The organism is Phenylobacterium sp. VNQ135, assembly GCF_049445735.1.
In the GTDB taxonomy this organism is placed as follows: domain Bacteria; phylum Pseudomonadota; class Alphaproteobacteria; order Caulobacterales; family Caulobacteraceae; genus Phenylobacterium.
Genome location: NZ_JBMSDS010000001.1, coordinates 292343 through 313512, shown reverse-complemented (window position 1 = coordinate 313512; position 21170 = coordinate 292343). Strand labels below are relative to the sequence as shown.

The window sequence follows — 21170 nt, the reverse complement described above, 5'->3', positions numbered from 1 at the left end:
TCACATGAAGGCGACCGAGCAGCAGAAGCGCGCGTTGGCGGATGACGGCGCCATTGTGGTGCGAGGCCTGTTCTCAGGCGAGCGTCTGGCGCGGATGCGCGCGGCCTTCGACTACGCGGTGGCGCATCCCAGCCCCCAGCACGGGTTGGCTTATGCGGGCACGCCGGACGAGCACTTCAACGACTACGGCAATCCGGCCAACCGCGATGTGCACATCGCCGCGGTGCGCGAACTGGACCTGGACGAGTTCGTCGCCTCTTTGTGGGGCTCGGAGCACGTCTGGTTCATGGGCGAAGAACTGTTCATCAAGAAGGGTGGCCGCGCGGGACGTTCGCCGTGGCACCAGGATACCTCCTACATGGCGATCTCCGGACCGCACATGCTGAACATCTGGACCAGCTTCGAGGCGATCCCTGAGCGCAATTCGCTCGAGTTCGTCCGGGGCTCGCACAGGGGCGTGCAATACAACGGCAGCTCGTACAACGACCCCAAGGACCCCACCAAGCCGCTGTGGCTGGAGACTGAGTGGCCGCGTCTGCCCGACATCGAGGCCGATCGGGCGAGGGACCCCGCCTCCTGGGATGTCTTCACGTGGGCCCTTGAGCCGGGCGACGCGCTCGTCTTCCATTCCGGGATCCTTCACGGCGGCGCCCCGGTGAGCCCTGAGTGCCCCGACCGGCACACGCTCGTGTATCGCTTCTATGGTGATGAAGCCTTCTATCGCCCCGTGCCGACGGGGCCCTCCAACTACGGCTACGACACGAGCACCCTGAACGACCTATCGCTAACGCCGGGGCAGCCTTACCGTTCACCCCACAACACGCAGCTGCGCTGAGGCTCCCAGCTGAGCGCGCCCTGTTGACCCGGAGATGCGTTCGCAGAGGTGATCATGCCGCTCCGGTCGTCCGCGAACATGCTCACGCCTGGGCGGCTGAGCGCCTTTCGTGGAGCGGAATGGAGGGACCATGACCCGCAGCGCTTCGTCAGCGACCAGGCAGCCGGCGGGATCTGTCCGTTGGGCGGAAGCCTCGGCCATCACGCCTGCGGACGAGGCGTCCGGTCTCCTCCTCGCTCAGACGAAGTCCCTGCGCGGACTCTCGACCTGGACGAGCCCGTGGTGCAGCGGGCTCGTCTAGGCTGGGAGGAGGGGCCTAAGCTATGTCGAGCGGAAGGCGGCCAAGCTTGAGCTTGTCTTCGAGCGGCCGCGCCTCGAGGCGCCAGAGAAAACCCGGCTCCTCGCCGCGCATCGGCACAGAATGGAAGCCAAGCATCGCTTGGACGATGGGCGGGTAGCTTTTCGCCTCTTCGATTGTGATGGCGAACGGCCAGGCCTCTTCCGGCGTGATGAAGCTGATGGAGAAGGACGTCGAGATCACGCGTCGCGAGCGGTCGGTCGTCGAATTGGCGCCGCCGCCATGCGAGAGCTTGCCGGTCAGCAGCAACGCATCGCCGGCGTTCATGGTCGCCGGGATGGTCTGCTCTGGGGCCCCGACGTTCTCGAAATCCTGCCAGGCGTGGCTCCCGGGGATCACACGGGTCGCGCCCATCTCTTCGGTGATGTCTGTGAGCGCCAGCAGCGTATTGGCGACAAGCTCCACACTGTCGGCCCTGTTGATGCCCAACGTCGGGGCGATTGTGCCGCCGTCGCGGTGGAGCGCCTGTGCTGTCTCACCCGGGTAGATGTCGATCGCTTGCGATGCAAATAGCGAGTGCCGACCGGGGCGGCCGGGCAGGATCGCGGCGACGTACTCGGCCAGGATGGGGCTGGCCAGGAACGCCTCACGATAGACTTGGCTGTACTTCACGCAGTGCTGCAGGCGCTTGGTCTTCCCGCCATAGAACTCAGCCACGAAATTGTCTTCGCCGACCCCGAAGTTGCCTTGGCGCAGCGGGCCGATGAGTGGATCGAGATCGCGGTTGATCGCGTCGACCTGCTCGCGGCTCAGGCATCCAGTGAGAACCAGGCCCCCGTCCCGATCCAGAACCCGCTTCACCTCGTCAGGATCTGTTCCAAAGGGGAGGCGGGCCAGCTCGGCGGCCTTCGACATCGTTGCAGCGGGGTTGGCCATAGTCGCCTCTCATTCTCAATGAAAATCCAGAATTGAGGTTCGCGCATAGATGTCAACGGGGGAGGTGGGCCGAATCTTCTGGGTTCACACACCCAGTCGATTCCGGCATATACGATTTTTATCGAAGAACGGGGATCGGTGATCCCGCTCTGAGCTGAGCCGCCGGAGGGCTGGCAAGCGCCGAGGCGGGCGGGCTCCGGTCCAACCCTAGAGGATGCAGTCATGGCTGACGGCGCCGGCGAACTGGCTGACGGGGCGAGGGAACGTGCGAACGCCGTGCCTCTCGAGGAGATCAACCTTCTCGATCTCGAGCTCTGGCGGACCGACACGATCTATCCGTATTTCGAGCGGCTGAGGCGTGACGATCCCGTCCACTTGCATCCTGCCGATCATCACCGCGACGGTCCGTTCTGGTCCGTCACCCGCTTCGAAGACATCGTGGCCGTGGACACCGACCACGAGACCTTCTCGTCCGAGCCGGCGATCACGATCGACGACCCGCTGGAGGGCTTCGACCTGCCGATGTTCATCGCCATGGATCGCCCCAAGCACGATGAGCAGAGGAAGGCCGTCAGCCCGATCGTTTCGCCGGCGAACCTGGCGATCCTCGAACCGCTAATCCGCTCCCGCATCCAGGCGACGCTCGACGAGCTGCCGGTCGGCGAGCCCTTCGACTGGGTGGATCGCGTCTCCATCGATCTCACGGCGCAGATGCTGGCGACGCTCTTCGACGTGCCCTTGGAGGATCGTCGGAAGCTCACCTATTGGTCGGATGTCGCCTCCACCTCGCCGGACGCCGGCCTGCTGCCGGCGGAGAACTTCGACGAGGCCTGGGTCGGCGTCATGACCGACTGCGCCGAGTATTTCACGGCCCTGTGGAACGAGCGCGTCAACGCCGAGCCGCGGGGCGACCTCATCTCCATGCTGGCCCACAATCCCGCCACCAGGGACATGGACCCCCAGACCTTCCTCGGGAACATTCTCCTTCTCATCGTCGGCGGCAACGACACGACCCGCAACTCGATGTCGGGCTCGGTGCGGCTGATGGACCGCAATCCGCAGGAGCGGGCCAAGCTCTACGCGAACCCGGGCCTGATCCCCTCGATGGTGTCAGAGACCATCCGCTGGCAGACGCCGCTCGCCCACATGCGCCGGACGGCGTCGCGAGACGTCGAGTTCCGCGGCCGGTCGATCGCCAAGGGCGACAAGGTCGTCATGTGGTACTTGTCCGGCAATCGAGATGAGACCGTCATCGAGGATCCGCACCGCTACATCATCGACCGCGCGAACCCACGCCATCACCTCTCGTTCGGGTTCGGCATCCATCGGTGCGTCGGCAACCGCCTCGCGGAGCTGCAGCTGAAGATCCTCTGGGAGGAGATCATGAAGCGCTTCCCCGAGATCAACGTGCTCAGCCTGTCGCGCGTCCCCTCGGCCTTCATCCATGGCTACGCCGCCATGGAGACGGTGATCCCGCGCCGCTTCTAGTCGCCGCGCCGCCGACTTCCTCCCGCGCGACGCCGCCTAAGTCCGCGGCGTCGTGGCTTCAACTCTCCGAGGTGCAGAGGTTCGACCATGACGACCATCAGCTTCATCCAACACGACGGCCGCGTGGACAGGATCGAGGACGCCCGTCCCGGCGCGAGCGTCATGGAAGTGGCGGTCAGGAACGCGGTCCCGGGGATCGACGCGGACTGCGGCGGCGCCTGCGCCTGCGCCACCTGCCACGTCTATGTGAGCCCTGAGTGGCTGCAGACGGTCGGCCCGCGCACGGACATGGAGCAGGCCATGCTCGAATTTGCGGAAGGCGTGCAGGAGAACTCGCGCTTGGCCTGCCAGATCCGGCTCGACGAGTCCCTCGACGGCCTTGTGGTCCAGCTGCCTGAGCATCAGCACTGATCTGGCGGCGAGCGCGACATGAAGCACGAAGTCATCCGTGAGCCGGATCGGCTCGCCGTCACCGAGGCGCGTCGGTTGTTCCGGCTGACCGGACGCGCCCTCCGCTACTACGAAGAGCTTGGGCTCATCGTGGCCCACCGCAACAGCAACAACGTCCGCTGGTATGACGCCGTAGGACGTCGCCGTCTCGAATGGATCGCGCGGCTGAAACGCTTCGTGCCACTGCACGACATCGCCGAAGTGCTCCGGGCGGAGGAGCAGGAGGGCGGCCGCGGTCGCGCGCTGGCGCTCCGCCATCTCGAGCGTCGTCGGGTTGCGCTGGAAGACGAACTTGCGCGCCTGGAAGCGGTGATGGCGGAAGTGCGGTCCTGACAAGGGAGCGGGGAGGGCAGCCGCACTGGGCAGACAGCGACGATCATTCGTAGAAGCTGCTGGTGTCCACCTTCACTTTCAGCGTGTCGCGCAACAGCTGTTCGGGGCGACCAATCGCGGCTGAGATGGTCGCCTCGAACGGGTAGTCGTCGCTCATCACCGCGCCTCGGTCGTTCCGGACGTCTGAATTGGAGCCGTATTGCAGGCTCACGAAGACCGTGCCCTCGACCAAGTAGGTGGCGGTCTTGGGACCAAGCTTGGTGATACGTATACCGTCGATTTGATGCTGGTCGTACTGGGTGTGCGTCGATAGTTCGTCGAGGTCCGGGATGACCTCGGAGATCATGTGCTCCAACACGACGCCATTGAGTTGCCCGGCCAGGCGGTCGCCGATGAGTTCGCGGCTTTCCTCCGCGGCGTCCAAGACGCTAGCGGCCGCCTCGAGCGCGTCGTGTGCTAGGCGACGAACTTCGATGTCGTCAAACAGTACCGTAAGAGGCCGAACATGTGTTCGGTTGTGGAGCGCATCAACCGCTTGAATGAGCGGTCGGGCGACATCCGCAGGATCGATCTTGAGCTTTCCGCGGACGTAGTTGTCGCCGAGCCCTCCCATAGCGATGAACCGCACCCGCTGGCCCCTGGTCGGCCCGTTCGCGTTCGGGTCCTGCCGATACCAAGCGCAGGCTGTGACCTCCGCCGTTGGCGCCAGTTCGTGGAGGATGACAGTGATCAGTTCGCGCATGACGCCAGCGAACAAGTTTCCCCGGATTGGGTTCGTCGATTGCGCCACCTGAAAGGCGCCTGTGAGCAGCGTCTGGGTGAATTGATCGCCGCCGATGCGCTTGATGAGGGCTTTGGAGTGATCGTCGAGTTGAGCCCAAGACGGCGGGGCGCTCGCAGCGGTCTGCTTCTTGTTCGACTTAGCCAATTCCAGCCCCGTGTGTGCGAACCCAACGGTAGTCATGAGGCACCGCGCCGGCTGTTTAGTCCCAGCACGCAGAGCGGTCATGTTTGACCAGCTTCAGCCGGCCTCTTCGTCCTCGTAACTGCCGGAGAAGAGGTCGTCCTCTTCCTCGCTGAGCGCCTGGTCGATCCGCATGCGCAGGGTGCGCTTGGCGTCCTGATGGACGGTGTCAAAGAGGATTTCGGGGCGAGACCTGACGAGCTCTCGGATAATGGTCTCGTCTCCAACGAAGCCCACCACGCGCATGCAGTGGTTCCATTCAGCAGCCCAGGCCCAGACCTCGTGGCCCTCCGGGTGGCGCCGGATGAAGAATTTGAAGAAGCCGTCAGCCCCTATGGCGTGAAGTCGAAGGTCCCAGTCGCGCACAAGGTCCATGAACCAGCGCATCTGCGGGTTGCCCCAGTCATTCCGCCGCACCGCGACCAAAGGGATGAACTGCCCCGGCACAAAGCCGCCAAGGCGGGTTTCTTCCTGGTAGGTGATGAGGAAGAAGAAGCCCCGGAAGTGATAGTGGGCGAGCTTGAAGATCCGCTGGTCGGTGACCTGCGGCGGAGCAGTGAAGTTGAACGTGAATGTTCCCCCGCCGAACTGTTGCTGGAAACTGATCTCCTCCTGACTGTCGGCCACGACCTTCTTGGTTCGCCGGCTGCGCGCGTTGGCGGCCTTGCGTGCGGCTTCGGCCACGAGCCGGTGATCGTCGATGGCGTAGCGCCCGCCCAGGTCGGGCAGCATCGAGATGGCCGAGATGTCGTCCTCTAGGTCGGACTTGTCGCCGTTGCAGCCGCCACAGGCATTCGCGATGAGGTTCCACTGGCCATCGAAGCAGCCTCGCGGGACGAAGCGCCGGCCGATTACGTGCTCCTTCGTCGCGTTCAGGCCGTCTCCGAACCGTCGCCCGCAGTAAACGCAGTTGAGGTTCCTCAACACGATGGCCCGGTTGCTCGGGTAGCGGATGATCTTGTCGGGGTCGTCTTTGGACATCGCCGGAAGGCTAAAGTAGCAGGGGATCGAGTCGCCATCGGTTCCGATCGGCGCCGCTCTTCCCCTCGGGTCGCTCGAACTCTTGGGCTCGCCTTGTGTCCGTCCGTGAGAGTCCGATGAAGAGCTTCGCGTCACGCATTGAGAGCGTCGAGCTGCTGGAGGCCCTGGAGCCTGAGGAGCTGGGCATGCACCTTCTGGCTATCCTGCGCGATGATCCAGGCCAACAGGGCATGCACATCCTGACGAACTCGCTGCAGGCCCTGGTAGCTGGCTATCCGGCTGACCGGCAGGGCGTAGCGATGGATCTCGTCGCGGAGGCCTGGGCCTGGCTCGAAAGCGAGGCGCTCCTCGTGCCTGCCCGATCCCAGATCGGCCATGCGCCATGGCGGGTGATCAGCCGGCGCGGCCGGAGCCTGACGACGCCCCAAGCCTACACAGGCTATCGGCTGGGCAGCCTGCTCCCCAGGGAGATGCTGCACGCGTCCATCCCGGCGACGGTCTGGCCGAGTTTTCTGCGCGGGGACTACGACACCGCCGTCTTCCAGGCCATGCGCCAGGTTGAGATCGCGCTTCGCGATGCGAGCGGGTTCACCGAAGAGACTTCGGGCGTGAAGCTCGCCCGGCGGTCCTTCCACACCGAGAACGGGCCGTTGACGGATGTCAGCGCTGAAGGCGGCGAGCGGCAGGCTATGATGGACCTGTTCACCGGCGCACTCGGCACGCTGAAGAACCCCCACTCGCATCGAAGCGTGCAGCTGAACGACCCGGCCGACGCCGCGGCGGCCATCATGCTGGCGAGCTACCTTCTGCGGGTTATCGATGCCCGCAAGTTCGACAGCCCCGAGCGCGACTGAGCTTCAAGGTCAATCCTTTACCGAGACCGTTGCGGACGTGGGCGAGGACGGAGGTATCTAAAGCGAGAACATGCTGCTCGGCCAACCGAACTCCTGCAGGCAGTGAATCAGGTCCGGCAGCTCGGACGAGGTCGACCGCTCCAGCCGAACCTTGCAGGCCTCGTCGATGATGCAGATCGCCACCGTCCGCAGCGACACATCCAGTGCAACGTAGAACATCTTCGTCTCCCTCTGCCTCGGTCCCGCCGAGACATTACTGGGAGCTCACCCCTCGCAGGGCTGCCCGATTACGCATGCTTCTGGCTCATAGCAGTGAGGCGAGCCAAAATACCCCGGATGGCTTCGCCCATAGAGCTGGCTATGCACCAGCCTCGAGGTGAGGCGGCCGCTATCTCTGGTCGCGGCTTGTCCCCGAGGCAACAAGACTTCTCTAGGTATCCGAGATGAGTGAACCTGATACGCCGAAGCAACGCCGATACCTCGCTTTCGTGGAGAACAAGGCCGAGCCCCTCGACGGTGTGCCGCCTAGTCGGATCACGTTCGTTCTAGACTGTGTAGAGAGCGTCGCCTTTCAGGAAGGCCGCTTCGAGGATCACGAGGCCCTCGCTCTAGTCCGGATCCTCAGCACTCCGCGGCGGCTGCTGGACCTGTTCGAACTCCCGCGTCTGCCGACGGAGGGGGACTGGCTCGAGATCATGCTCTCGGACAATCCCGGAAACCAACCGCTGGCGTGGTGCCTTTCGGCGCGGAACAACTATCAGGGGCCCGCCGAGCGTCTCTATCTCGTCGGCCTGCGCTTCCTACCTTCGGAGCGCGAACCTGGTCTGGCAGCGAAGGATCCTGAAGCCGCGACGCTTCCGGAACGACAGATGGTGGCGCTTCAGTTCATGGTCTCTCCGCCAATCGGCGACCGCGACGAACGGGTGGCCTTCGATGCCCTGTTCGCTGACGTCGCCGCGAAGTCGGGGCTGCACGCGCGAGTTCTCGACGTCGGGCAGGCTTGCGCAATCGCTCTGTGCAACGAGAAATCGTCGGCCGCCAGAATCCTAGGCTTTTTCGATGTCGGCTGGCCCCTTTGGTTCCACAGTGGCTCGCTGCCAAAGGCCTGGACGAAGCTGAAGCTGGCGCCCGACGGAGATGGCTTCGTGATCTTGTCACACTGGGACTTCGATCACTTCGCCATGGCGCTCTGGAAGGAGCCGGGCCTTAGAAAGCTCCGCTGGTATGCGCCTCATCAGGCTGTAGGACCGAACACCAAGGCGTTCGCGGACAGCCTCGGTGACAGGCTCACCTACCTATCTCAGCCCACTTACGGACCGCCGAACGTCCAACTTTTTCGAGGATTGGGGGCTCAGAACGGCGTTCCGGACGATCGCAACGCCACAGGCTATGTGCTGCGATTTGAAAGGGAAGGACACGGACGCCTGCTCGCCGGCGATGTGGACTATCGGCACGTTCCCCCCGGCGCGCTCGCCAACTTGGCGGGCGTCTATATTCCCCACCATGCGGGGTCCGGAGGCACGAAGCCGCCAACACCCGCGGGAGGTGGTGGCGAGGCCGTGGCTTCCTACGGACTGCCCAACAAGTATCGTCATCCCAACGACGCGGTGCTGAACGCTCACTACAGCCTCGGCTGGAACGTCCAGCACACCGCTAGCACCAAGAAGGTGCCGCGAGGCGACCGCTGGCTGTAGCCACTGGCGCTGTGAACGATTCGAAACGATGGCGGGTCGCCGCTGGTGTCCGTAGCGCTCAGCACCCAAAAGTCAGGGGAGCGATGCTGCCTCTGCGGTCGGGTTGCGGTCCGGAGGCCGGCTCGTGGCAGAAGGTCTGAACGCGCCATGGCGGCGGTGATAAGAAGGCCGGCCTCAGGTCTGCTCTCCGGCCGCAGCGCAACTTCCGCCGTTGGCGCTGAGCTGAAGCCATGGACAATTCTGGGGAACTGGTGGGTTAGACGGGGTCAGCAGTCTAACTCCCCTTCGGTGCGCAGCCCATTGCTGCCGAAGAGCCACAGGGGTTCGAATTCCTCCGTCTGCCGCCCCGTCTGCGCGTCGCTCCGCGATAGACGCCGAGGGCGCTTCCCCGCTTCTGATGCCAGGTGCTTCGAGCTGCGGACGATCTCAAGCGAAAGGGTGCTTGTTGCTCGCACCCGCGGTGAGGATTGCCGAGTGAACTGGAAGCCGACTGTGGCGGTGGCGGCGTTACTGGGTGGCAATCTGGGTGGTCGCCGAACACAGCAATCGGGGTCTATCGCCTAAGTAACTAGCAAAGTTGAGGAAAACGATGGTGGATGCGACAGGGATTGAACCTGTGACCCCCTCGGTGTGAACGAGGTGCTCTCCCGCTGAGCTACGCATCCGCCGGAGCGCGACCTTGAAGCAGGTCGCGCGGGAGGAGGGGGCGTATAGCCGGAAGGCTTACGCCCCGCAAGCGCCCAACAGCCTTTTGCAGGCCTCGGGCAGCTCGTGGAAATGGTCCACCAGGATGTCGGGGTCGAGTTGCGCCGCCGGCGTCTCGGTGTAGCCGAAGCTGACGAGGATCAGGCCGGCGCCGGCGGCCCGGGCGGCGCCCGCGTCGGTGGCGGCGTCGCCCACCATGATCGTCCGCGAGATGTCGCCGCCAAGGGCCTCGACCGCCGTCGTGAGATGCCGCGGGTCGGGCTTGATAGCCGGCACGGAGTCGGCGCCGACGATGGCCTCGAAACGGTCGGCAATGCCCAGGGCCTGGAGCAGGGAGGCCGAAAGGCCCGTGAGCTTGTTGGTGCAGACGCACAGCCTGGCGCCCCCCGCCTTCAGCGCGTCCAGGGCCTCGACGCAGCCGGGATACGGGCGGCTCTCGTCGGCGATCCGCTCGAGGTAGCGGGCGATGAAGCGGTCGAACAGCGGCGGCACGCGCTCGTCGGGCAGCGGCGCGCCGGCCTCGGCGAAGCCGCGCTGGATGAGCCAGCGCGCGCCCTTGCCGATGAAAGGACGGGCCTCCTCCAGCGGGAAGGGCCGCACGCCCTCGGCGCTCAGCAGCTCGTTCAGCGTGCCGATCAGGTCGGGCGCGGTGTCGACCAGCGTGCCGTCGAGGTCGAAGGCGATCACCGCGCCGTCGAGTGCGTCAGCCGCCATTGATCACCGCGCTCGCCTCGTCGAGACCCGAAGCGTAGTCCATCAGGGCTTCGGCCGTCAGCCCGACATAGACCTTGGCGTCGTCGAACCGGCGCTCCTCGATGGCCTCGCGGATGCCCGGCAGGGTCTTGGCGCCGTAGCCGGTGAAACGGCCGGGCGCGTAGATCATGTTCTTGTACCAGGGCCGGAAGGGCAGGCCCTTGTCCCGCAGCAGGCGCTGCTCGAGCGTCAGCGTGATGGCGTCCAGCTTCTTGCGCTGGGCGGGAGTGAGGCTGTCGCCCTTGGCGGCGAGGGCCTGATCGAAGGCGCTCGCGCTGGCCTTGAGCTTCACGACGGCGGCGTCCATCGCCTGGAAGTCCAGGGTCGGCGAGGCCGCGAACGGCGTGGGGTCGCCCCGCGGCAGGGTCGGGTCGTCCGCCAGCTTGTAGGCGCCCGTGGCGAGCAGCCTGGCCTGGGCCTGGGCTTCCTCGCGCTTGGCGGCGTCCAGCTTCTTCACCTCGCCAAGGTAGCCCTCGACCGTGTCGGCGAAGTCGCCGTAGCGCTGCACCGGCCGGTCGGCGTCGGCGATGCGGATCACCATGCGCCCGATGGTGTCGGCCAGCGCTCCGGCGTAGGCGTGGCCCGGGTCCACGAAGCGGCTGTGGTGCTCGTAGGTGTCGTAGGCCGAGTGATAGACGCCGCCCGACTCGCCCTCGCCGTCGTAGCCGACGTTGAGCGCCGGCAGGCCGAGGTGCTGCAGGAAGCTGGAATAGTCGGAGCCGGAGCCGAGGGGCCCAAGCGGCAGGTCGCGGGCGGGGTCGAGCGCGACCTTGGCGGCCGCCTTCGCCGTCTCCGATGCGCCCGGGGCCGAGCCCGCGACGGCCAGCCGCGCCCGCAGGCGATCACGGACCGAAGCGCCCGTCTGCGGATCCTTCACGTCGGCGGCGACCTCGTTGACGAAGTGTTGGAAGGCGTGGCTGCCGCCCACGTCCAGGAAGCCGCGCGCGTTGGAATCGGAGTTGATGTAGATGACCGCCTTCTTCTTCAGCTCGGCGGCGTGCTGCTCGGCCCATTCCGTCGAGCCCAGCAGCATCGGCTCCTCGGCGTCCCAGCTCGTGTAGACGATGGTCCGCTTCGGCCGCCAACCGGCCTTCTTCAGGGCGCCCAGGGCCTTGGCCTCGCCCATCATGGCCACGTGGCCCGAGATCGGGTCGGTGGCGCCGAACACCCAGCCGTCGCGGTGGTTGCCACGGACCACCCACTCGTCGGGCTTCTCCGAGCCCTTCAGCATGGCGATGACGTTGTACGCCGGCTTGGGCGTCCACTCGGACTTCACCTTCAGCCGCACCTGCCCGCCGTTTCCACCCACGTGATAGGTGATCGGCAGGCTGCCGCGGAACGACGCCGGCGCCACCGGGCCGTCCAGAGATTTCAGCAGCACCTGGGCGTCGCCGTACGAGATCGGCAGCGTCGGGATCTTGAGGATGGTCGGCGACTCCTCGCGCGACGTGCGCTTGGCGTTCCTGGTCGAACCGTAGCCGATCGTCGTCGGGTCGCCCGGAGCGAAGGTCATGTCGGCGACCGAGCCGCGCTGGAAGCCGGTCGGCGGCCGCGCCGCGCCCTTCGGATAGACGTCGTCGGCGGCATAGCCGTCGTCGCGTGGGTCGGAATAGATGATGGCGCCCACCGCGCCGTGCTCCTGGGCGAGCTTGGGCTTCAGCCCCCGCCAGCCCTGGCCGTAGCGGGCGATGGCGATCTTCCCCTTCACCGAGACGCCCATGCGCTCCAGGGCGTCGTAGTCGGCGGGCATGCCGTAGTTCACATAGACCAGCGGGGCGGTGACGTCGCCGTCGCCCTGGAAGGCCACGTAGGCGGGGAGGCCGCCCTGCTGGCGCGCGGAACTCTCGTCGCCGGCGATCGGCGGCTCGGTGAGCGTGGCCTTGAACGGCGCGCCGGCGCCGCTGACCAGCTCCAGGCTCACCTCCTGCGGGGTCGGATACATCACCCAGAAGGTCTCGATCCTGGCGTCCCAGCCCCAGTCCCTGAACTGCTTCAAGGTCATCTCGGCGTTCGCCTTGTTATGCGGCGCGCCCACGTGGATCGGCAGGGCCGACATGGTCTTCAGCCAGGCGCCCATCTCGGCGTTGTCGAGCCCCGCCTTGAACCGCTCTTCCAGGGCTCGGTCCGGCGCGGCCTGAGCTGCGGGCGCGATGGACAGGGCCGCGGCCGCGCAGGCGGCCAGAAGGGCGGTGAGACGCTGAGACGATTTCATGGAAGCTCCCCCACAGGTGCGGCGACGCTACCCGCTTCTCGCGCGGGGCCACAAGGCTTGCTAAGGCGTTTCCGGCATCCGTGACTCGCTTGCCCAGGAGCTTCGCTGAATGACCGCCAGAGCCGCCGTGATCCTGGCCGCCGGACAGGGGACGCGGATGAAGTCGCCGCTCCCGAAGGTGCTGCACAAGGTGGGCGGTCGCAGCCACCTGGACCGGATGATCGACACCGTCCAGGCGACGGGTTGCGAGCGGATCGTGGTCGTGGTCGGCACGCACAGCCCGGCGGTGCGCGAGGCGGTGGAGAAGCGTCTGGGCGCGGCCGCGGTCGCCGTCCAGACCGAACCTCTGGGGACGGCTCACGCCGTGCTCGCCGCCAGGGCCAACCTCGCAGACTTCGACGGCGACGTGCTGATCACCTACGCCGACGCCCCGCTTCTGACCGCCGAGGACCTGTCGCCGCTGTTCGAATTGCGGGCCAAGGGCGTCGATCTCGCCATGCTGGCGTTCGAGGCCGCCGATCCGCTGCTGTACGGCCGGGTGATCAAGGGCGCCGACGGCCACGTCATCCGCATCGTCGAGGCCCGCGACGCCACCGAGACCGAGAAGGCGGTGAAGATCTGCAACGCGGGCATGATGGCCGCGGACCGGGCGCGGCTGTTCGACTGGCTGGACAAGGTCGGCAACGCCAACGCCAAGGGCGAGTACTACCTGACCGACATCGTGGGCATCTGCGTCCACGAAGGCGGCCTCGTCCGCGCCAGCCTCGCGCCGGAGTCCGCCGTCATGGGCTGCGACACTCCCGCCCAGCTCGCCCAGGCCGAGGCCATCTGGCAGCAGCGCCGGCGCGCACACTTCCTGGCCGACGGCGTGACGATGCTGGCGCCGGAAACCGTGCATTTCGCCTGGGACACCGAGATCGAGCCCGGCGTGACCATCGAGCAGTTCGTCGTCTTCGCCCCGGGCGTGAAGGTGGAGACCGGCGCCGTGATCCGGGCTTTCAGCCACCTGGAAGGGGCTCGCGTCGGCCCCGGCGCGCTGGTCGGTCCCTACGCCCGCCTGCGGCCGGGCGCGGACATCGGCCCGGACGCCCACATCGGCAACTTCGTCGAGGTGAAGAACGTGACCGTGGGCAAGGGCGCCAAGGCCAACCATCTGTCCTACCTGGGCGACGGCTCGGTGGGCGCGGGCGCGAACATCGGCGCCGGCACGATCTTCTGCAACTACGACGGCTTCTTCAAATACCGCACCGAAGTGGGCGAGGGCGCCTTCGTAGGCTCGAACACCGCGCTCGTCGCGCCGGTGAAGGTGGGGGCCGGCGCCATGACCGGCTCGGGCTCGGTGATCACGCGCGACGTGCCCGACGATGCGCTGGCCTTGGAGCGCAACGCGCAGTCGGACAAGGCGGGTTGGGCGAAGGCCTTCCGCGAGAAGAAGTCGGCGGAAAAGGCGGCGAAGAAGAAATGAGCGACGCGGACGCGCAGAAGCAGGCCGCCGGCGAAGCGGCCGCGGCCCTGGTCGAGAGCGGCATGGTGGTCGGCCTGGGGACGGGCTCCACCGCCGCCTGGTTCGTGAAGGCGCTGGCGGCGCGCCGGCTGGACATCGTCGGGGTGCCGACCTCGCAGGCGACGGCGGACCTTGCGACCAGCCTCGGCATGAAGGTGGCCGAGCTCGGCGAGACGCGCGAAATCGACCTGACCGTCGACGGGGCCGACGAGATCGGCCCGGGACTGTCGCTGATCAAGGGCGGCGGCGCGGCCCTGCTGCGCGAGAAGCTGGTCTGGGAAGCCTCGAAACGCTGCGTCGTCATCGCCGACGCAGCCAAGGTCGTGGACACGCTGGGGAAGTTCGCCCTGCCGATCGAGGTGGTGGCGTTCGGCCACAAGACGACGTCGCTGAGGATCTGCGATGCGCTGGCCGAATGCGACATCGGCATCGCGCCCCGGATGCGCATGAAGGACGGCCAGCCCGTGAGAACCGACGGCGGCAACCTTATCTATGACGCAGCCTGCGGGCGGATCGAGGAGCCGGCGGCCCTGGCGGCGGCGCTGAAGAGCGTGACCGGCGTCGTGGACCACGGCCTGTTCCTCGACCTGGCCGACCAGGCGCTGATCGGCACGGACGCCGGCGTACGCACGCTGGAGCCCTGAGCAAAGGAGTCCCGAGTGGCGGATTACGACTACGACCTCTTCGTCATCGGCGCGGGATCGGGCGGCGTCCGCGCCGCGCGGATCGCGGCGCTCTCGGGCGCGCGGGTGCTGGTGGCCGAGGAGCACCGCGTCGGCGGCACCTGCGTCATCCGCGGCTGTGTGCCCAAGAAGTTCATGGTCTACGCGTCGGAATTTGCTCACCATTTCAAGGTTTCCGACGGTTACGGCTGGACGATCGAGAACGCCCGCTTCGACTGGACCGAGTTCCTGCGCGAGAAGGACAAGGAGATCGCCCGGCTGTCGGGGATCTACGTCCGGAACCTGCAGAACGCCGGCGCCGAGCTGGTCCACGGCAAGGCGCGCCTGATCGACCGGCACACCGTCGAGGTCGAGAACCGCGGCCGCGTCACCGCCGAGAGGATCCTGATCGCCACCGGCGGGACGCCATGGATGCCGAGCGAGCTGCCGGGGATCGAGCACGCCATCACCTCGAACGAGGCGTTCCATCTGGAGGAGCTGCCGAAGCGGATCGTCATCGCCGGCGGCGGCTACATCGCCGTGGAGTTCGCGGGCATCTTCAACGGTCTGGGCGTCGACACCACGCTGGTGCACCGCGGCCCCAACATCCTGCGCGGCTTCGACGACGACGTGCGCGCCCACGTCGCCGAGGAAATGGAGAAGCGCGGCATCAAGGTGCTGCTGGGCGCCCAGCACACTGCGATCGAGAAGACCGAGGCGGGGCTCGTCAGCCGGCTGTCGAACGGGATCTCGCCTTGCGAAAGCGATGTGGTCTTGTTCGCCCTCGGCCGCATCCCCTACGTCCAGAACCTGGGCCTGGACGCCGCCGGCGTGGCGCTGGACGAGCGCGGCGCGGTGAAGGTCGACGAGTATTCCCGGACCAACGTCGACAACATCTGGGCGGTGGGCGACGTCACCGACCGCATAAACCTGACGCCCGTGGCGATCCGCGAGGGCCACGCCTTCGCCGATACCGAGTTCAACAAGCGGCCGTCGAAGTTCGACCACGACACCGTGGCCTCGGCCGTGTTCTCGCAGCCGCCGATCGGCTCGGTGGGCCTCTCCGAGGCCGACGCCCGCCATCGGCTTGGCGGCAAGGTCGACATCTACCTCTCGCGCTTCAGGCCGATGAAATACACGTTCGTCGGCAGCGACGAACGGTGCCTGATCAAGCTGGTGGTGGAGCAGGGGACCGAGAAGATCCTCGGCTGCCACGTGGTCGGTCCGGATGCGCCTGAGATCATCCAGATGGCCGCCATCGCGCTGAAGATGGGCGTGACGAAGCCGCAGTGGGACTCCACCTGCGCCGTGCACCCGACGCTGGCCGAAGAGCTGGTGACCATGCGGGAGAAGCATACGCCGCCCGCCCTGGGCCAGGTCGCTTGATCCTGCTTCGCCAAGGCTCCGCAGGACATGATCGTCGAAGCGGCCTCGCAGGTCGCATAGCAGGCTGGGCCTTCGTCGGCGCGGCCGTACTGGCGCCGCTGATCGCCTGGGTGGGACCGCTGGCCTTCGCGCCGCTGATGGGCCTCGTCGGGCTCTTCTGCCTGCCTGCGCTGCGGATCTCGGAGGAGGACCGGCCGGTCGCCGTGCCGCTGCTGTTCGCCCTGGTCTGGGCCGGAATGAGCGCGTCGTGGAGCCCCTACCGGCCGGACGACCTGGAGGGCAGCGTGGCGCTGAAGCTCGCCTTGCAACTCCCGCTCTATTGGGCCGCATGGTGCGGCGCCCGGCGGGCGGACCCGGCGCTGCAGCGCCTGGCGCTGACGATCCTCGCCTGGGGTTTCGGGATCGTGGGCGCGATCCTGCTGGTGGAGGCGGTGACCGGCGGCGCCATCTACCAGGCTCTGCGCGCGGCGATCGGCGACCCGACGCGGGCCGATCTCGCACGCAAGAACCTGGCCCAGGGGAGTTTCGCAGTGGCCTTGCTGTGGCCGGTGGTCGCCGCGGGCGGCGTGCGGGCGGGCCAGCCGTGGTGGCTGGCCGTGCCGATGGCGGCCGGCTCGGCGCTGCTCGCCTATCTCTTCCTCTCTGACGCGCCGGTGCTGGCGCTGGGCCTGGTCCTGCTCGTCGGCGTCGCCGCCTGGCTCCTGCCGCACTCGACGCCCAAGGGCCTCGCCCTGATCGCCGCCGCATTCTTCATCCTGTTCCCGGCGATCGCTCTGGGAGTTCGCAGCCTCACGCGGAGCCTGAAGCTCGACATCGCGCCACCGGAGTCCTGGGCCCAGCGCCTGGGCTACTGGAGCCATGCGCTCGACGCCATCGCCTGGCATCCGATCCGCGGGTGGGGCCTGGACGCCAGCCGCGCCTTCAGCCCGGGCATCGTGCTGCACCCCCACAGCGGGGCGCTGCAGCTCTGGCTGGAGCTCGGCCTGCTGGGCGGCGCGACGGCGGCGCTGTTCTGGGCCTTCCTGCTTCGCCGCCTCAGCCGCGAGCGCGCCGACCTCGTGGCGACGGCGGGATGCGCGACGGCCGCCGTCTACCTGCTGTTCGGGGCGGTGAACTTCGGGGTCTGGCAGGAGTGGTGGCTGGGCCTCGGCGCCTTGGCCTGCGCCGTCGTAGGGCTCGCGAGCGGGGTGAATCCTGCCCCGCAGACCGGTGAAATTCGCCGCACCGCAGCAAAAACGTCGACCCGGCCCGCCTTCTCAGGGTAGAAGCCCGCTTCCGTCGCGGGGGCGAGCGCGCCTGATGTTCCGCGGCGCGGAGTAGGAGCCATGACCGAACACTGGACGCCCGCATCCTGGAGAGGGAAACCCGCCAAGCACGTGCCGACCGATTATCCGGATGCGGCCGAGCTTTCGCGTGTCGAGCAGACCCTTCGCAAGATGCCGCCGCTGGTGTTTGCGGGCGAGGCGCGGCGACTGAAGAGCCTTCTCGGCGACGTGGCCGAGGGCCGCGCCTTCCTGCTGCAGGGCGGCGACTGCGCTGAGAGCTTCAAGGAATTCCACGCGGACAACATCCGCGACCTTTTCCGCCTGATCCTGCAGATGGCGGTGGTGCTGACCTTCGCCGGCGGAAAGCCGGTGGTGAAGGTGGGTCGCATGGCCGGCCAGTTCGGCAAACCGCGTTCCTCGCCGGTGGAGAAGATCGGCGACGTCGAGCTGCCGAGCTACCGCGGCGACAACATCAACGGCATGGAGTTCACGCCTGAGGCCCGGATGCCGGACCCGCAGCGGCTGATCCAGGCCTACGGCCAGTCGTCGGCGACCCTGAACCTGCTGCGCGCCTTTGCGGGCGGCGGCTACGCCGACCTCTACAACATCCACCGCTGGACCCTGGGCTTCGTGAACGACAGCCCGCAGGGCGCGCGCTACCGCGAGCTTTCCGAGAAGATCTCGGAGTCGCTGACCTTCATGGCGGCGATCGGCGTCACGCCCGAGACCCATCCCGAGATGCACCGGGTGGAGTTCTTCACCAGCCACGAGGGCCTGTTGCTGGGCTACGAGGAGGCCATGACCCGGGTCGATAGCACCTCGGGCGAATGGTACGACACCTCGGCCCACCTGCTGTGGATCGGCGAGCGCACGCGCCAGCTCGACCATGCCCACATCGAGTTCTTCCGCGGCATCAAGAACCCGATCGGCCTGAAGGTCGGCCCGACGCTGGAACCGGACGAGCTGCTGCGCCTGATCGACGTGCTCAATCCGAAGAACGAGGCCGGCCGGCTGACGCTCTACGGCCGCTTCGGCTACGACAAGATCGAGGACCGCCTGCCGCGCCTTCTGCGCGCCACCAAGTCGGGCGGCCGCAACGTGGTCTGGGCGATCGACCCGATGCACGGCAACACGCTGACGGCGGCGACCGGCTACAAGACCCGGCCGTTCGACCGCATCCTGTCGGAAGTCCGCAGCTTCGTGGACACCTGCAAGGCCGAGGGCGTCCACCCCGGCGGCGTGCACCTGGAGATGACCGGCCAGAACGTCACCGAGTGCCTGGGCGGCGCCCGCGCGCTCACCGAAGGCGACCTAGCCGACCGCTACCACACGCACTGCGACCCGCGGCTGAACGGCGAGCAGGCGCTGGAGCTGGCCTTCCTGGTGGCCGAGAAGCTGAAGGAAGACCGGGTCGACCTCTCGAAGCGAGCGGCGGTCAACATCTAGGGCCGTGGCCCCACGGCCACGCTTGCGCACAGACGGTTAACGGCGCTGCCGCCGCTCTTGCCCAGCCGGGCAGGGCGGCGCAGTGTCCGCGCCTCTTTGACATCCCGGAACCTCGTCATGGACCGCGCCGCGGCCCAGAACCCTTCGCTCGTCCGCGCCGACCTGACCCAGCTCCTGAAGCTGTCGGGGCCGGTGGTGCTCGCGCGCCTGGGCATCATGACGATGGGATTGACCGACGCCGTGGTCGTCGGCCGGTTCTCGGCGCGGCAGCTCGGCTACCACGCGCTCGGCTGGGCGCCGACCAGCGTCGTGCTGACCGCACTGGTGGGCCTGCTGATCGGCGTGCAGGTGATGACCGCGCGCGCCATCGGCGAGGGACGTCGCGAGCGCACCGGCGCAGTGCTGCGCCGGGGTCTCGCCTACAGCTTCTGGCTTGGCGTCGCCTCGACCGTGCTCCTGGCGATCGTCGGCCCGCCGTTCCTGCACGTGATCGGCCTGGAGAAGGACCTGGCCGACGGCGCCACCCGCGCCCTGATGGTCTTCTCGCTGTCGCTGACGCCCTACGCCGTGAGCGTGGCCGCCAGCTTCTGGCTGGAGGGCCTGCAGCGGCCGGGCCCCGCCGCCTGGGCCATGTGGGCGGCCAACGTCGTGAACCTCGGTCTCGTGCTGCTGTTCGTGCCGGGGACCTTCGGCCTGCCCGCCATGGGCGCGGTCGGCGCGGCGTGGGGCACCTTCGGCGCGCGGACCTTCCTGGCGCTCGCCATGCTGGCCTTCATCGCCACCCTGCCCGAAGCGAGGGCGCTCGGCGTCTTCGCCAAGCCCGAGCGCGACCGGGCGGCGGAGGCGGAGCAGCGGCGCATCGGCTATGGCGCGGGAGCGTCCAACTTCCTCGAGGTCTCGGCCTTCGCCAGCATGAACGTCATCGCCGGCTGGATCGGCGGCCTGGCGGTCGCCGCCTGGGCCATCGTGCTGAACGTCGCGGCCATCGTCTTCATGGTCCCGCTGGGCCTGGCGACCGGCGCGGCGGTGCTGGTGGGCAAGGCCTATGGCGCGCGCGATCCCGCGGCCGTGACCCGGGGCGGGGCGGTCTCGTTCGCCGTCACCGCCGTCTTCGGCCTGATCGTCTCGCTGGTCATCTGGCCGACTGCGGACCTGATCAGCCACGGCTACACCAAGGATGCGGCGACGATCGCCATGGCGGCGCCGGCGCTGGTGCTGTCGTGCCTGTTCTTCTTCCCGGACGCCCTGCAGGTGGTGGCCGCCCAGGCGCTGCGGGCGCGGGGCGACGTCTGGCTGCCGACGTTCACGCACCTCGCCAGCTATATTTTGATCATGATGCCGCTGGCCTACTGGCTGGCCATCCCGCTGAAGTTGGGCATCAACGGCATCGTCTGGGCGGTGATCGTGGCGAGCTTCGTCTCGGGCGGCCTGCTGCTCGGCCGCTTCTGGCTGCTGAGCCGCCGCGGCCTTTGAGGGGCCGCTAGGCTCCGGCGCCCAGGATCCAGCCTTCCTCGCGTTCGGCGTCCAGGACGACGTCGGCGGCGGCATCCTTCGGCGGGCCGAAGAGGGCAGCCAGCTTGTTCTGCTCGTCCAGTCTCGCGAAGTGCTCGGCGGTCGCCCGCACCTGCGCCAGGTCCTTCACCTCGCCGGGCCCAGGCTGGACCTTCAGCAGCGAGGGATAGACCTCGGCCGCCACCACGTCGACGCCTGCAAGATCGGCCTCGGTGAGCGCCTTGAAGCCGGTCTCGAACGGCCAGACGCGGACGGCCTCGCCGCGCGCGAGCTTCAGCCGCCGCACGAAGGGGATGCCCAGGATCGCCTGACCGCCGACGGAGCCGTTGTAGTAGAGCTTCCAGATCGAGGCCGCGCCCTTGGCCGCCAAGTCCGCATGCCGGAACTCCGGCAGGTCGTCGGGACCGTGAGCCCGGGTGCGCTTGGGTTGCAGGGTGGTGAGCGCGTCCTTGGGCGGGCAGCCCCAGAACGGGAAGGGGCCGCCGGTCAGGCGGCGGTTGATCTCGGAGCCGACGCCGAAACGGTTGTTGGTGTTGTCGGCCTTGTCCTTGACCATCTTGTCGAGCTGGTCCCAGGCCGCGCGCCAGGGCTGGTCGCCCGGCAGGTTCAGCGCCGCCGCGAAGCCGCGCGGGAAGCCCAGGGGGAAGTCGAAGCCCAGCAGCACGCGCTCGCCGTGCTTCTTGCGGTCGTCGAGGATGGCGGTCAGCCGCTTCTCGGCCTCGGCCCGGGTCGGCGGGTTGTAGCTCTCGAAGGCCAGCCGGAACCGCACGTCGCGCTTGAGCACGCCGATCCAGATGGAGTCCGCCCCGGTGGTCGGTTTGGCCGCCGCGCTCCAGTCGACGATCACATAGGCGCTGAACAGGCGCGGCACGGCGGACTCCGGTTGGAAGCT

19 protein-coding genes and 1 tRNA gene are annotated in these 21170 nt (G+C 67.5%); 12 read left to right on the top strand and 8 right to left on the bottom strand.

Annotated elements, in window-relative coordinates; genetic code table 11:
• The first annotated feature begins 4 nt into the window (after positions 1-4).
• A complete protein-coding gene (locus ACO2Q0_RS01565) occupies positions 5-835 on the top strand; it encodes a phytanoyl-CoA dioxygenase family protein (protein WP_423349717.1) in 831 nt (276 codons plus the stop codon).
• A gap of 316 nt (positions 836-1151) precedes the next feature.
• Here ACO2Q0_RS01565 and ACO2Q0_RS01560 read toward each other — a convergent pair whose 3' ends face one another.
• Complete coding sequence (locus tag ACO2Q0_RS01560; protein ID WP_423349716.1) at positions 1152-2069, bottom strand: phytanoyl-CoA dioxygenase family protein; 918 nt, start codon at positions 2067-2069, stop codon at positions 1152-1154.
• A 222-nt stretch (positions 2070-2291) separates the two neighbouring features.
• Here ACO2Q0_RS01560 and ACO2Q0_RS01555 point away from each other — a divergent pair, with 222 nt between their 5' ends.
• The 3 genes from ACO2Q0_RS01555 (at position 2292) to ACO2Q0_RS01545 (ending at position 4340) form a co-directional block, all read left to right on the top strand.
• The gene (locus ACO2Q0_RS01555) at positions 2292-3557 is read left to right on the top strand and encodes a cytochrome P450 (protein ID WP_423349715.1); all 1266 of its coding nucleotides are present in this window, start codon (positions 2292-2294) and stop codon (positions 3555-3557) included.
• Between the two features lie 87 nt (positions 3558-3644).
• Positions 3645-3968 (top strand): 2Fe-2S iron-sulfur cluster-binding protein, encoded by a 324-nt coding sequence (locus ACO2Q0_RS01550; protein ID WP_423349714.1) that lies wholly within the window; start codon positions 3645-3647, stop codon positions 3966-3968.
• A gap of 18 nt (positions 3969-3986) precedes the next feature.
• A complete protein-coding gene (locus ACO2Q0_RS01545) occupies positions 3987-4340 on the top strand; it encodes a MerR family transcriptional regulator (RefSeq protein WP_423349713.1) in 354 nt (117 codons plus the stop codon).
• A gap of 43 nt (positions 4341-4383) precedes the next feature.
• Here the strand turns inward: ACO2Q0_RS01545 and ACO2Q0_RS01540 are convergent, their stop codons facing one another.
• Both ACO2Q0_RS01540 and ACO2Q0_RS01535 read right to left on the bottom strand, forming a co-directional pair.
• Positions 4384-5268: a hypothetical protein gene (locus tag ACO2Q0_RS01540; protein WP_423349712.1), complete on the bottom strand. Its 885-nt coding sequence runs from the start codon at positions 5266-5268 to the stop codon at positions 4384-4386.
• A gap of 93 nt (positions 5269-5361) precedes the next feature.
• Complete coding sequence (locus ACO2Q0_RS01535) at positions 5362-6285, bottom strand: HNH endonuclease (RefSeq protein ID WP_423349711.1); 924 nt, start codon at positions 6283-6285, stop codon at positions 5362-5364.
• A gap of 116 nt (positions 6286-6401) precedes the next feature.
• On the opposite strand from ACO2Q0_RS01535, the gene ACO2Q0_RS01530 reads away from it, so the two are divergent.
• Positions 6402-7139, top strand: coding sequence for a TIGR02391 family protein (locus tag ACO2Q0_RS01530; protein ID WP_423349710.1), 738 nt, complete (start codon positions 6402-6404; stop codon positions 7137-7139).
• Positions 7140-7196: 57 nt separating this feature from the next.
• Here ACO2Q0_RS01530 and ACO2Q0_RS01525 read toward each other — a convergent pair whose 3' ends face one another.
• Positions 7197-7358 carry a hypothetical protein gene (locus tag ACO2Q0_RS01525; protein ID WP_423349709.1) on the bottom strand — a complete coding sequence of 54 codons (162 nt, stop codon included), beginning with the start codon at positions 7356-7358 and terminating at the stop codon, positions 7197-7199.
• 224 nt (positions 7359-7582) lie between these two features.
• Here ACO2Q0_RS01525 and ACO2Q0_RS01520 point away from each other — a divergent pair, with 224 nt between their 5' ends.
• The gene (locus tag ACO2Q0_RS01520; protein ID WP_423349708.1) at positions 7583-8833 is read left to right on the top strand and encodes a hypothetical protein; all 1251 of its coding nucleotides are present in this window, start codon (positions 7583-7585) and stop codon (positions 8831-8833) included.
• A gap of 590 nt (positions 8834-9423) precedes the next feature.
• Here the strand turns inward: ACO2Q0_RS01520 and ACO2Q0_RS01515 are convergent.
• From ACO2Q0_RS01515 to ACO2Q0_RS01505, 3 genes are all read right to left on the bottom strand, one after another.
• Positions 9424-9498, bottom strand: a tRNA-Val gene (locus ACO2Q0_RS01515).
• Between the two features lie 58 nt (positions 9499-9556).
• Positions 9557-10252: a phosphoglycolate phosphatase gene (gene gph / locus ACO2Q0_RS01510; RefSeq protein WP_423349707.1), complete on the bottom strand. Its 696-nt coding sequence runs from the start codon at positions 10250-10252 to the stop codon at positions 9557-9559.
• Positions 10242-12503, bottom strand: coding sequence for a transferrin receptor-like dimerization domain-containing protein (locus tag ACO2Q0_RS01505; protein WP_423349706.1), 2262 nt, complete (start codon positions 12501-12503; stop codon positions 10242-10244). Before ACO2Q0_RS01505 ends, gph begins: the two co-directional genes overlap by 11 nt.
• A gap of 109 nt (positions 12504-12612) precedes the next feature.
• Between ACO2Q0_RS01505 and glmU the strand changes: the two genes are divergently transcribed.
• From glmU to ACO2Q0_RS01475, 6 genes are all read left to right on the top strand, one after another.
• Positions 12613-13968 (top strand): bifunctional UDP-N-acetylglucosamine diphosphorylase/glucosamine-1-phosphate N-acetyltransferase GlmU, encoded by a 1356-nt coding sequence (glmU, locus tag ACO2Q0_RS01500; RefSeq protein WP_423349705.1) that lies wholly within the window; start codon positions 12613-12615, stop codon positions 13966-13968.
• Positions 13965-14651 (top strand): ribose-5-phosphate isomerase RpiA, encoded by a 687-nt coding sequence (rpiA, locus tag ACO2Q0_RS01495; protein ID WP_423349704.1) that lies wholly within the window; start codon positions 13965-13967, stop codon positions 14649-14651. The genes glmU and rpiA overlap by 4 nt, the downstream gene beginning before the upstream one ends.
• Before the next feature lie 15 nt (positions 14652-14666).
• Positions 14667-16055 (top strand): glutathione-disulfide reductase, encoded by a 1389-nt coding sequence (gene gor / locus ACO2Q0_RS01490; RefSeq protein ID WP_423349703.1) that lies wholly within the window; start codon positions 14667-14669, stop codon positions 16053-16055.
• Positions 16052-17320: an O-antigen ligase family protein gene (locus ACO2Q0_RS01485; RefSeq protein WP_423349702.1), complete on the top strand. Its 1269-nt coding sequence runs from the start codon at positions 16052-16054 to the stop codon at positions 17318-17320. Before gor ends, ACO2Q0_RS01485 begins: the two co-directional genes overlap by 4 nt.
• A 60-nt stretch (positions 17321-17380) precedes the next feature.
• Positions 17381-18766, top strand: coding sequence for a class II 3-deoxy-7-phosphoheptulonate synthase (locus ACO2Q0_RS01480; protein ID WP_423349701.1), 1386 nt, complete (start codon positions 17381-17383; stop codon positions 18764-18766).
• A gap of 117 nt (positions 18767-18883) precedes the next feature.
• A complete protein-coding gene (locus ACO2Q0_RS01475; protein WP_423349700.1) occupies positions 18884-20239 on the top strand; it encodes an MATE family efflux transporter in 1356 nt (451 codons plus the stop codon).
• Positions 20240-20246: 7 nt separating this feature from the next.
• Here ACO2Q0_RS01475 and ACO2Q0_RS01470 read toward each other — a convergent pair whose 3' ends face one another.
• The gene (locus tag ACO2Q0_RS01470; protein WP_423349699.1) at positions 20247-21149 is read right to left on the bottom strand and encodes a cobalamin biosynthesis protein CbiG; all 903 of its coding nucleotides are present in this window, start codon (positions 21147-21149) and stop codon (positions 20247-20249) included.
• Between the last annotated feature and the right edge of the window lie 21 nt (positions 21150-21170).

What these genes read in the sequence shown, in the direction of transcription:
- ACO2Q0_RS01475 (WP_423349700.1), top strand. Translation starts at nt 18,884, where the DNA reads ATGGACCGCGCCGCGGCCCAGAACCCTTCGCTCGTCCGCGCCGACCTG.
- gph (WP_423349707.1), bottom strand. Translation starts at nt 10,252, where the DNA reads ATGGCGGCTGACGCACTCGACGGCGCGGTGATCGCCTTCGACCTCGAC.
- rpiA (WP_423349704.1), top strand. Translation starts at nt 13,965, where the DNA reads ATGAGCGACGCGGACGCGCAGAAGCAGGCCGCCGGCGAAGCGGCCGCG.
- ACO2Q0_RS01560 (WP_423349716.1), bottom strand. Translation starts at nt 2,069, where the DNA reads ATGGCCAACCCCGCTGCAACGATGTCGAAGGCCGCCGAGCTGGCCCGC.
- ACO2Q0_RS01535 (WP_423349711.1), bottom strand. Translation starts at nt 6,285, where the DNA reads ATGTCCAAAGACGACCCCGACAAGATCATCCGCTACCCGAGCAACCGG.
- ACO2Q0_RS01480 (WP_423349701.1), top strand. Translation starts at nt 17,381, where the DNA reads ATGACCGAACACTGGACGCCCGCATCCTGGAGAGGGAAACCCGCCAAG.
- ACO2Q0_RS01545 (WP_423349713.1), top strand. Translation starts at nt 3,987, where the DNA reads ATGAAGCACGAAGTCATCCGTGAGCCGGATCGGCTCGCCGTCACCGAG.
- ACO2Q0_RS01525 (WP_423349709.1), bottom strand. Translation starts at nt 7,358, where the DNA reads ATGTTCTACGTTGCACTGGATGTGTCGCTGCGGACGGTGGCGATCTGC.
- ACO2Q0_RS01530 (WP_423349710.1), top strand. Translation starts at nt 6,402, where the DNA reads ATGAAGAGCTTCGCGTCACGCATTGAGAGCGTCGAGCTGCTGGAGGCC.
- glmU (WP_423349705.1), top strand. Translation starts at nt 12,613, where the DNA reads ATGACCGCCAGAGCCGCCGTGATCCTGGCCGCCGGACAGGGGACGCGG.
- ACO2Q0_RS01555 (WP_423349715.1), top strand. Translation starts at nt 2,292, where the DNA reads ATGGCTGACGGCGCCGGCGAACTGGCTGACGGGGCGAGGGAACGTGCG.
- ACO2Q0_RS01520 (WP_423349708.1), top strand. Translation starts at nt 7,583, where the DNA reads ATGAGTGAACCTGATACGCCGAAGCAACGCCGATACCTCGCTTTCGTG.
- ACO2Q0_RS01550 (WP_423349714.1), top strand. Translation starts at nt 3,645, where the DNA reads ATGACGACCATCAGCTTCATCCAACACGACGGCCGCGTGGACAGGATC.
- ACO2Q0_RS01565 (WP_423349717.1), top strand. Translation starts at nt 5, where the DNA reads ATGAAGGCGACCGAGCAGCAGAAGCGCGCGTTGGCGGATGACGGCGCC.
- ACO2Q0_RS01505 (WP_423349706.1), bottom strand. Translation starts at nt 12,503, where the DNA reads ATGAAATCGTCTCAGCGTCTCACCGCCCTTCTGGCCGCCTGCGCGGCC.